We start from the raw sequence: 10,480 nt of genomic DNA, 5'->3' as shown, positions 1-10,480 counted from the left end.
AAAACGTAGTTAAAGATGAAAAAGATAATGTTGTTGAAATGCTTAATTACAAATGTTGATAATAAAATAAATGCCCGGCCTCCCTCTCTTTCGGAGAGGGAAAGAGGGTGAGGCCATGAATAAGGAGAACATACCTATACCCAACTCAACATCTTTTAAGTTGGTGAGTAAAGTGAAAGATTACTTTCAGTTGATCAAATTCACTTTAAGTTTTATGGTGGTATTTAGTACGGTGGTTAGTTTTTTAATTGGATACAGTGAGCAGGAATATATATACAGTCAGAATAAAATAATATCAGTTCTTTTACTTTTTGTGGCAGGAATGTTAATCACGGGTTCGGCAAATGCTATTAACCAGGTGTTGGAAAAAAATTCTGATGCGTTAATGATGCGTACGGCTAAAAGGCCGGTTGCCAGTGGCAGAATGAGTGTTAATGAAGCAACAGCATTTGCAGTTATTGCAGGAGCTTTGGGTGTTTTCATTATGTGGAAGTGCTTTAATTTTCAAAGCGCCATGCTGGGTTTATTTAGCTTATTGATGTATGGATTTATTTATACACCACTAAAAAAAATAAATTCCATTTCTGTTTTGGTAGGAGCCATACCGGGAGCCTTACCCTGTTTAATTGGATGGGTTGCCGCAACAAACAGTTTTAGCACCGGCGGATGGATTTTATTCGGCATTCAGTTTTTATGGCAGTTCCCTCATTTTTGGGCAATTGCCTGGCTGGCACATAAAGATTATACAGCAGCAGGCTTTAAATTATTGCCGGGAGATAAAGGCCCAACAAAATTTACTGCAATGCAAACTGTTATTTACAGTGCATTAATGATTCCTATGGGTTTGTTGCCGTATGCAACAGGCATGAGCGGAAAGATGAGTATGTGGATTTTGCTGGCCTGCAACCTGTGGATGGTTTATGTAAGCATTCTATTATTTATTAGGATGGATGCGGCAAGTGCAAGAAAGGTAATGTTCAGTTCTTATTTTTATTTGATGATTGTGTTGCTGGCTTTGTTTGCAAATAAAGCAGTTCCTGTTTCTTAAAGGGAAAATAGTGAAGATTATTGTGAATAATTGCATAACATAATTAAAAATCAGTAAAGAAATATTGTTGAAGAGTGTCTCGCCTTAGGCCAGACCAATGAAGATGAATAGAATTAATAAAGCTGGGTACAAAAAATATTTTTAATAAAATTCCCTTTTAGGGTTGAGGTCATGAGTACAGTGGTAATGGAACAACGAAATAAAATACATCCGCATAAGTTAAACCTATGGTTGGGCATCGGAAGCATTTTAATGATGTTTATGGGTTTTACGAGTGCATACATTGTTAAACGTAACCAGGCAAACTGGACAAGTTTTGAATTGCCTTTGGCTTTTTGGTACAGTACCGCAATAATGGTGTTAAGCAGTATAACATTGTTTTTAGCAGGCCGCAGTTTTAAGCAAAGGGAAATGCAAAAGTACCGCAGCCTGATGACGACAACTATTGTGCTTGGAGTTCTTTTTATTGTGCTGCAAATAATTGGGTTTAAACAATTATGGAATATTGGAATAACATTACAGGCAAATGTCTCATTTTCTTTTTTATATGTTATTGTTGGGGTTCATGCGGCACATGTTGTTGGAGGTGTAATTGCATTATTATTTCTTTTTGCAAAAGCTTTTAGCACAAAAACAAGAATTTACAATTCGGTACCGGTAGAGGTTACCAGTACTTACTGGCATTTTGTAGATGCACTTTGGTTGTATTTGTTGTTTTTTTTATGGATGATAAAATAAGCAGTGCAAAGTTTTTAGTAAAGAGGTACACTAAGGTTTAATAGTAAAAATAAACAGGAACATAAAAGTTATATAAATGTCAACAACAGCAATACCAACAAATACCAAGTGGTGGAACGGGGGAAGAAGCCCGTTTAATGCCAGCTATGGTAAAGTGATGATGTGGTACTTTTTAATGAGTGATGCATTTACATTTGGTGCATTTTTAATTAGCTATGGTACTATCAGGTTTAGTGTAAACGACTGGGCCGATCCTAACCATGTGTTTAATTCTTTTCCGCTTGCGGGGCATGCTAATTTGCCTTTGGCATTTGTAAGTTTAATGACGTTTATTTTAATTTTTAGTTCTGTTACCATGGTATTGGCAGTGCATGAAGGCCATAATATGAACAGAAAAGGAGTGGAGAAATATATGATCCTTACCATTTTAGGCGGACTTGCATTTTTAGGTTGCCAGGCCTGGGAGTGGACGCATTTATTAACCGGCGAACATGTTGCGTTGTTAAAAGACGGAACACTTTCTGTATTACCAACAACAGTAAAGTCAAACCCTTGGGGATCACCTGTAGCACATGATGCCATGCTTGCTGCTTTGCAAACAACCCCACACGATCAATTAGTTTCTATTGCATCAACACTGCATCATAGTGCAGATGCAGGGGTACATCACGATTTATCAACAGTATCAAATGCCGAATTAATCAATACAATAAAAGCAGCAAATATTGAAGTAAGTAATGTGGGCAGGCCGGCATTTGGAAGTTACTTTTTTGGTATTACAGGCTTTCACGGTTTTCACGTATTTAGCGGCGTAGTAATTAATGTAGTAATGTATGCTAAAACAAAGATGGGTCATTTCGATCAGCGTGGCCATTACGAAATGATTGAAAAAGCAGGATTGTATTGGCACTTTGTAGATTTAGTGTGGGTATTTGTATTCCTTTGTTTTTATCTAATTTAGTTTAGGAGTTTAGAAAGTTTAGGGTTTAGATATGAAATCTGGCAACTAAACTTTCTAAACATCTAAACATCTAAACTTATTTATTAAAAGATTTAAAAAGAATTATGTCAGCACATTCAGCATCACCGGAAATAACTTTTCACCCCGAGCATACAGGCGGTACTAAAAAAATATGGAGAACATTTTGGTTACTCTCTGCCTTAACTATTGTAGAGCTTGGTTTAGGGTTATTGATTTATAATATTCACAAAGGCGAGCACCCCAATCATACATATGTATTAATGTTTAAGGGCATGGTGTGTATATTAACACTTGCAAAAGCTTATTATATTGTTTCAATATTTATGCATTTAGGTGATGAGATAAGAAATATGATAATGACCATTGTTGTGCCTTTATGTTTATTTATCTGGTTTATCATTGCATTTTTATGGGATGGCAACAGCTGGAAAACGATGCGTAATACTGATGCAGGCAGCCACCCCGACAGAACAGAGCAAGTACAAAAACCTGCTGCTATAGAAAAAGGATCGAAAGAATAATTTTTTATAAAAATAATTTACAGCCATCGCACAAAAGCGGTGGCTTTTTGTTTAAAAAAAATATATTAAGTGCAGAGAAAATGAGGTACATGTGGTTACATTCAGTACTTCTGCGTTTATTTCCATACCTCATTTTCTCTGCGCTAAAAAAATACAGATTTATAATTAGTATAAACTATGCTTTTGATTTTTGTTGATGTAAATTTGCAGTTGTTTAAACTTGAAAAGATGAAACAGAAACAAATTATCAGGCTGTTAAAAGTCCTTCCGCCAACCGGCGGAGAGGATTTAGGAGGGGCTTATGAATAAAAAAGCCCTGCTTGCTCTAATGCTTGCAATACTGATGCCGCTAACCGGTTATTTTCTGGTTAAATATTACAGCAAACAGGCAGTGCACATGCCCGGTAAATATTATTTACCTGATAGTGTGGTTGTAAGAGAAAGAAATGGAAAAAAAGTTACTGATACCATCCGGCATAAAGTAAAAAATATTCAATTCACCAATCAGCTGGGTAAAAAAGTTAGCCTCGATGATTTGCACGGAAAAATAATTGTGCTGGATTTCTTTTTTACACGTTGCCCTTCTATTTGCCCGGGTCTGGCAAAAAGTATGAAGCGCCTGCAGGATTCTTTTGTAAAAAACGACAGCATTGTTCAATTCATTTCTATAAGTATTGATCCGGAACATGACAGTGTTCCGCAATTAAGAAAATTTGCTGACCGATATAATATTAATCATGATACCTGGTGGATGGTAACAGGCGATAAAAAAGAAATTTATGACTTTGCAATAAATGAAATTAAAGCAAATGTTGCGGACCCGGGTGTGGATACTGCATTTATACATACCGAAAATTTCTTTGTATTAGACAGTAACAGAATTGTACGTGGTTTTTACAATGGCTTTGATAGTGTGAAGCAGGCAAAATTAGTAAGGGATATCCCTTTATTAATGCTGGAAAGAGATAAAACAGCACCTTCTGTTTTAAGAGATTTTATTCCTATTCTGCCAATAATATTTATTGCGATAGCCATTGTTTTTATAATAACCATTTTACTAAACCGAAACAGAAACAAACAAAAATAATATGTTACAACCTTCGATGCAAAAAAACGATACAAAAGCAAAATGGCTTATCACAATTTTTTCGGTAATTGTTTTTGCTGCTGTAACAGTTTTAGGTAAATATAATTTAGCAGGTAAAGTTGATTTACCTTTTAATGTGCATGTTTTTGCTTTAACCAATGCCATTATTAATTCTTTGGTAACTGTTTTGTTAATTGCCGGATTAATAATTGTAAAAAATAAAAACTACCTGCTGCACAAAAAAATTATGCTTTTTGCAATGGCATTGTCGGTATTGTTTTTACTTTCTTATATCTGCCATCACTTGTTTGCAGGCGAAGCTATTTATGGCGATACTGATGGTGTAAAAGGCTTGAGTGATGCAGAAACTGCAGCGGTCGGTAGCATGCGTACTGTTTACCTTACAACTTTAATTACACATATTCCGCTTGCAGGGTTAGCGCTGCCATTTATTTTATTTGCAGCTTACCGTGCCTTAACCGGCGATTACGAAAAGCATAAAAAAATTGTGCGTATTATTTACCCTGTATGGTTGTATGTGGCTGTTACAGGAGTTATTATTTATTTTATGATTAGCCCTTATTATAAATAAGCAGTTAAGTAATTTGCTCCACAATTATTTTTTGAGGACTTAAATAACTGATAACTACTTTAATTTTTTCTCCAACTTTTATATCTTTTGATAAGGCACTTGCTGCCTCATTTTTTGATAAAGGAATTTTTGCCTGTATCTTATCTCCAATAATGTTCAGGTAAATACCATGCTCGGAAATTTTATAAACTTCCGCTTCCACAGGTGTTTTGGCCTTATGTAATTTAACTGCAGCATAAAACTCCGGGATATAATTATTATTAAAAAGTTTAGCAGTTACCTTGTCTTTTTTTTCCATATTCTCCAGCGAAAATGTTACGGCTTCATTTAATTCCTGTTCGGTTGGTGGTATGCGCCAGGGCGAATGAGCAACAGGAAAAAAAAGATAACTGTCTATCTCTTTTACAAAAATTTTATCATCCGCCATTTTTAAATAACCAATAAAACTGTTTTCGGTTTTGGCTTTATTTAAAAGAACATCTAATGCTGTGTTGTATAAATACTGAATATTAGTGGCTATCATTTTATCGCCCCTGCCAGAAAGTTGCACAGTAAAATTTACCAGATCACCAATATGAAAAACATGTGTCTTTTTTATTACCCCTTCTTTTTTTAATTGCAGTTGTGTTTTATCATCAACAATACCATTAATGGTTTTCTTCTTTCCGTTTACTTCGTATTCAATCATCACGTATTGTTTTTCGTGATTAACAAAAGAAACTTTGCCTTGTACAATTGTATTGCTCATAAACTTAATTCAGTTATTGGATCCCAAAATATTTTTTTAAAATCTACTATGGTGTCATTTTTTACTGCAACACCATCTTTCTTTAATAATTCTTCCATTAATGTGGGGGTACCAAAATGGTGTTTACCGCTTAATATTCCATTTCTGTTAACCACACGTTGTGCAGGTACTTTTGGTTTGGCAGTATGTGCTGCATTCATTGCCCAGCCCACCATACGGGCCGAAAGTTTTGTGCCGAGGTATGCAGCCACAGCGCCATACGAAGTAACTCTTCCTTTAGGAATTTGTCTTACCACATCATAAACATCCTGAAAAAATGAAGCCCCTCCTTGAACTACGTTCGTTCTCTTTTCAGAGAACCCCGAAGGGGAGGAACTTGCAGTAAGATTCTTTTTAGAATTTTTCTCCTTCATTATTGAAAAGATACATAAATTATCCGGGTATTTAAGCCCCTCCTCTGGAGGCGTTTGGGGAGGCCTGTACTAATTCGCTGCGTTTTGGTTCAGGAACATTTATATATTTATAAGGGCAGTGCCTGCAGCCATTACCACAACAAAATCCTTTTTGCAAATGGTATTTTTCTGTAAGAACAATATAGCCCTGTTCATTATAGTAAAAATCTTCTCCTTCAGTCAGGTTATTCATTTTTTAATTGCTCCTGTAATTGGTCATCAATATTTTTTAGAGTTGCCGGTAAAGTAAACTTAAGATAATGTATTTTATTACTTTGGGCAATATCTAAACTTTCGTAGTGTGTTTTTATTTTCAATTCTTCTTTTACCTGCGTTTGTTGGTACACATCACCGCAATCTTCAACAATAGTTAAATCGTAAAGTTCAATTACTTTTTTTGTAAATAGATAAAGGTCAGGCGAATCAGTTTTTAAATGAATAACTCCTGATGGTTTTAAAATTTGCTGGTACAATCTTAAAAAACGGGGATGTGTTAATCTTTTTTTTGCTTTGGATACCCGTAACTGAGGATCAGGAAAAGTGATCCATATTTCATCAACTTCGCCAGGTGTAAAATAAGTAGCGAGCTTTTCAATTTGCGTTCTTAAAAATGCAGCGTTGTTTATTTTTTCTGTCAAACATTTTTTGGCACCAATATACATGCGGTTACCTTTAACATCAACACCAATAAAATTTTGTTGGGGAAACAGCTTTGCAAGGCCAACAGTATATTCGCCACGGCCACAGGCTAATTCTAAAATAATTTCATTTTCATTTTTAAAAAAAACTTGCCATTTGCCGGGCATGTGCTCAGGATATTCCAGCACATTGGCAAAGGTTTTTATATCCGCAAAACGTTGTAATTTTTTTTGAGCCATGGGGCGCAAAGATATAAATGCTGCAGCTAATTTAGAAGGATAATAAAGAAATACAAATCCGTTTAATAAAACAATAGATACGGCAGTAAGTTGTTTAAAAAACTTATCTCAATCAAATATAAAAATAAAATAACTAACCTACAAACCGCTCAAACTAATACCTACCTGAAATGGTTTTATTTGTGGCCCCACACCATCTTTTAATAAGTTATTTATCTGGTAACTGCCGAATAAAGAAAAATTACCCAAACCAATACGGCCGGTAACAGATAAACGGGTGCTGTTGAAAAAACGTTTACTGCTTTCTTTTTCGGTAAAAGAATTAACAGTGCCGCCGCTTCTGTTTAATAAAGTTTTCCCTTTAGTGTGTGCATTTAATAATGTGCCTACTTTAACGCCAATTGCAGCCTTAATACTTTTGTTGCTTTTGGCAGGGTTATCAGTAAACCTCAGCTCCACAGGTATTTCTAAAAAAGCGGTGGTTAGTTTATATTTTTTAAAATGATCTAAAGTATCTAAAGCTTTAAAAGGAAGGCTTGCTTTGGTAGAAGTGATATCAATACTGTAATTTTTAAAATACATACTGCTTGTTCCAACACCCACACCAAAAGCAGCGCTAAAACGTGGATTGTTTTTAAAAGGCTTATTCATCATCACATAAATATTTCCGCCTCTTGAAAGTCCTTTTTGATGATCTTTAATACTGTCAGGTATACCGCTCCAGTGGTCGCTGCTAAGTTGTAACATAATATGATCTCCGGCACGATTAGCTAAATCAGCCTTACTCATCGCTTTTTTATCTTGGGCAAACAGGGTAACTACGGATACGGCAGCAATAAAAACAAGTATTATTTTCTTCATAATTAATTTTGAAGCTGCAAAATAACGTCAAATAATTTAATGAAGCGTTAAATATTTACTATTGCTGTAATAGGGAGACAAATAAAAATAGCCGGTACAAATGCGCCGGCTATTATAAACAATGGAGGCCATCACTATTTATATCTATTGTTTTATGAATTTTTTTGATTGGGCACCGTCATTATTATTAAGTGTAAACTGGTAAATCCCTTTTGGCAAATGAAGCACGGGAATGCTGGTTGCATTATTTCCAAGGCTTAACTGCAACTGCCTGCTGTACACTTTTTTTCCGGAGGCATCGGTAATAAAAATTGTTGCAACTTCTATTTTTGCTGAAGGTAATTGCACCTGCAGCACATTATCAACAGGGTTTGGAAAAAGCTCAATAGTAATAACCTGGTTACCCTTAATAACTACAGTACGGCTGTAGGTGTAAGCATTATCAATGTCAGCAAGTTTCAATCTGTAATAGTTTATACCTGCGCCGGGGTTAATATCAGTATAACTGTAATTTTGTTTGGCGGATGAATTGCCTTTTGCATTTACCCTGCCAATAGCGGTAAAATCTGTACCATTAGTACTTCTTTCCACCTCAAAAAAGGAGGTGTTTTGTTCACTTAAGGTCTCCCAGTTTAGTATAATGCCACCTGTATTTTTAGCAGCAGTAAACTCACCCATTTTAAGGGGTAAAGTAGCGCTAACCAATTGTGCAACTTCTGTTGCCGACAAAGCCCTGTTGTACACACGCAGTTCATCAATTTTAGAGCCGTTTGCAACAGGGTTATAATTACCACCTCCTGAGGCAAAATACATTTGGCCCAGCACCGGTGCATAAGGGTAAGTAATAGTTGAAGAACCCTCTGTGCCCGAAATCACTTGTACACCATTAACATACAGTCGTAAAGTGTTTCCGCTTCTTACAGCACATACTGCTTTCCACTGGTTTGCAGGCAAAGCTGCAATGGCACCAATAGAACCGTTTTTAAAATTAAAACGCAGGGTATTGTCTGAATTAAAATACCAAACACCGCAGCCGCCATAATTTAAACCGTTATCATAAAAACCTTGGTTTAAAGCAGAAGTAGCCATATAAATGCCAAAAGAAATCGAAAAATCGCCGGCAAAATCAAGATTGCCGTTATCGGTAATATTTACCGCAGAGGCTGTAGTACCTGCAAAAAGCAATGCTTTGTTAGCCGCACCCACAGCATTGGTAGTAAAGGAGGTGTTGGTGGATGTGGCTGTAATGCTGGCTGAGCCTGAATTATTTAAATTCCCATCTAATTTTAACTGGCCAACAAGGCCGGCTGTGGGCTGTGCGTTACTTTTTATAATTGCAAAAAAAGCACATAATACGAGTAGACATTTTTTCATGTTTATTATATTTTTTTAAGTAATAAAATGTAAAGAATAGACCTATTCTTTTTGTTTGTACCATTCAGGGGTGGAACGAGGTTTTCAAAAGATATATGCTTTGAAATTTCAGAGCAACAAACATAGGCCAACTCAATATTATACCCAATACCCATTAAGGGTGACAAAGAAGTTTTATAACATAATTTGTTGCTAAGCTTTCCTTTTTTTGATGTAAAGATGTATGATAAACAAAGTGCAAGCAACAGTGACAAAACCTGTTTTATAAAGGGTTAAAACACCTTAAGGATTGAAGTTTTTAAAAACGAATTGGTATAAGATGGTTTTTAATTAAGCAGCTTTGATTATATTTGCAACCTTAAAAGAAATTTTAGGTATAAAACTGTTAGTTAACACCTAATATAAAAGTTCTAAAATTTACGCTCACTTACAGTACCAGTAATAAGTGGTTTATATAAAATCTTTCTTGAAAAAGAAAGGGCCTATAGCTCAGCTGGTTAGAGCACCTGACTCATAATCAGGGGGTCCCTGGTTCGAGCCCAGGTGGGCCCACAAAACGCCTCGAAAATTTCGGGGCGTTTTTATTTTACTTCAATGACCAACATTAAAAATATCATCTTCGATTTAGGGAATGTATTACTGGATATAGATTACAGTAAAACCATTACAGCATTTGAGGAATTGGGATTTAAAAATTTTAAAACCGATTTTGCCCCACAGGCAATGGGTATATTATTTCAACAAATAGAAACCGGTAAAATGGAAGAGGAAGCATTTTATCAGGCGATAAAAGCTAAAAACAAAACCCCTATTACCAATACACAAATAAAAAATGCCTGGAATGCATTGTTGTTGAATTTTAGAACAGAAAGCCTTTCTTTTTTAGAAAAAATATCTTTGCAATACAAGCTCTACCTGTTTAGTAATACCAATAGCATTCACCTTGCAAAATTCGAAGAAATATTTACAAGAGATACCGGCAAACTCAGTCTGGACGCATATTTCACTAAAGCTTATTACTCTAATATTATAGGATACAGAAAACCTGATGCAGCGGCGTATGCCTTTGTGTTAAAAGATGCAAACATTATTGCAGGAGAAACTTTATTTATAGATGATCTGGAAATTAATATTGAAGGAGCAAAAGCCCTTGGCATACAAACCCACCTGTTGCTTCCTCACGAAAGGGTACAGCAACT

General features: G+C 35.6%; 13 protein-coding genes and 1 tRNA gene. 8 read left to right on the top strand and 6 right to left on the bottom strand.

The window, feature by feature from the left end:
• Positions 1 to 115 precede the first annotated feature (115 nt).
• The 6 genes from cyoE (at position 116) to ACY65O_RS09705 (ending at position 4,968) form a co-directional block, all read left to right on the top strand.
• Positions 116 to 1,048, top strand: a complete 933-nt coding sequence (cyoE, locus tag ACY65O_RS09730) for a heme o synthase (RefSeq protein WP_462220662.1) — start codon at positions 116 to 118, stop codon at positions 1,046 to 1,048.
• Between the two features lie 171 nt (positions 1,049 to 1,219).
• The gene (locus tag ACY65O_RS09725; protein WP_462220661.1) at positions 1,220 to 1,786 is read left to right on the top strand and encodes a cytochrome c oxidase subunit 3; all 567 of its coding nucleotides are present in this window, start codon (positions 1,220 to 1,222) and stop codon (positions 1,784 to 1,786) included.
• A gap of 76 nt (positions 1,787 to 1,862) precedes the next feature.
• Complete coding sequence (locus tag ACY65O_RS09720) at positions 1,863 to 2,747, top strand: cytochrome c oxidase subunit 3 (RefSeq protein WP_462220660.1); 885 nt, start codon at positions 1,863 to 1,865, stop codon at positions 2,745 to 2,747.
• 104 nt (positions 2,748 to 2,851) lie between these two features.
• Positions 2,852 to 3,289: a cytochrome C oxidase subunit IV family protein gene (locus tag ACY65O_RS09715; protein WP_462220659.1), complete on the top strand. Its 438-nt coding sequence runs from the start codon at positions 2,852 to 2,854 to the stop codon at positions 3,287 to 3,289.
• 328 nt (positions 3,290 to 3,617) lie between these two features.
• Positions 3,618 to 4,376, top strand: a complete 759-nt coding sequence (locus ACY65O_RS09710; protein ID WP_462220658.1) for an SCO family protein — start codon at positions 3,618 to 3,620, stop codon at positions 4,374 to 4,376.
• A gap of 1 nt (position 4,377) precedes the next feature.
• Positions 4,378 to 4,968, top strand: coding sequence for a DUF420 domain-containing protein (locus ACY65O_RS09705; protein ID WP_462220657.1), 591 nt, complete (start codon positions 4,378 to 4,380; stop codon positions 4,966 to 4,968).
• Between the two features lie 4 nt (positions 4,969 to 4,972).
• On the opposite strand, the gene ACY65O_RS09700 is transcribed toward ACY65O_RS09705, so the two are convergent.
• The 6 genes from ACY65O_RS09700 to ACY65O_RS09675 all read right to left on the bottom strand — a co-directional run bounded on the left by ACY65O_RS09700 (position 4,973) and on the right by ACY65O_RS09675 (position 9,281).
• Positions 4,973 to 5,716: a hypothetical protein gene (locus tag ACY65O_RS09700; RefSeq protein ID WP_462220656.1), complete on the bottom strand. Its 744-nt coding sequence runs from the start codon at positions 5,714 to 5,716 to the stop codon at positions 4,973 to 4,975.
• Positions 5,713 to 6,129: an MGMT family protein gene (locus tag ACY65O_RS09695; RefSeq protein ID WP_462220655.1), complete on the bottom strand. Its 417-nt coding sequence runs from the start codon at positions 6,127 to 6,129 to the stop codon at positions 5,713 to 5,715. Before ACY65O_RS09695 ends, ACY65O_RS09700 begins: the two co-directional genes overlap by 4 nt.
• Before the next feature lie 31 nt (positions 6,130 to 6,160).
• On the bottom strand, positions 6,161 to 6,361 hold the full coding sequence (locus ACY65O_RS09690; protein ID WP_462220654.1) for a DUF5522 domain-containing protein: 201 nt from the start codon (positions 6,359 to 6,361) through the stop codon (positions 6,161 to 6,163).
• Complete coding sequence (gene trmB / locus ACY65O_RS09685) at positions 6,354 to 7,046, bottom strand: tRNA (guanosine(46)-N7)-methyltransferase TrmB (protein ID WP_462220653.1); 693 nt, start codon at positions 7,044 to 7,046, stop codon at positions 6,354 to 6,356. Before trmB ends, ACY65O_RS09690 begins: the two co-directional genes overlap by 8 nt.
• A gap of 138 nt (positions 7,047 to 7,184) precedes the next feature.
• Positions 7,185 to 7,907: an outer membrane beta-barrel protein gene (locus tag ACY65O_RS09680; RefSeq protein ID WP_462220652.1), complete on the bottom strand. Its 723-nt coding sequence runs from the start codon at positions 7,905 to 7,907 to the stop codon at positions 7,185 to 7,187.
• 144 nt (positions 7,908 to 8,051) lie between these two features.
• Positions 8,052 to 9,281 (bottom strand): LamG-like jellyroll fold domain-containing protein, encoded by a 1,230-nt coding sequence (locus tag ACY65O_RS09675; RefSeq protein ID WP_462220651.1) that lies wholly within the window; start codon positions 9,279 to 9,281, stop codon positions 8,052 to 8,054.
• Positions 9,282 to 9,759: 478 nt separating this feature from the next.
• Between ACY65O_RS09675 and ACY65O_RS09670 the strand changes: the two genes are divergently transcribed.
• Positions 9,760 to 9,833, top strand: a tRNA-Ile gene (locus ACY65O_RS09670).
• Between the two features lie 42 nt (positions 9,834 to 9,875).
• Positions 9,876 to 10,480 (top strand): HAD family hydrolase (locus tag ACY65O_RS09665; RefSeq protein WP_462220650.1); only part of this gene is annotated, 605 nt, incomplete at its 3' end.

Source organism: Ferruginibacter sp., assembly GCF_031430955.1.
Lineage (GTDB): Bacteria > Bacteroidota > Bacteroidia > Chitinophagales > Chitinophagaceae > Ferruginibacter.
Note: the sequence above shows the minus strand (reverse complement) of the source record. Positions and strands in the feature narration are given on the sequence as shown.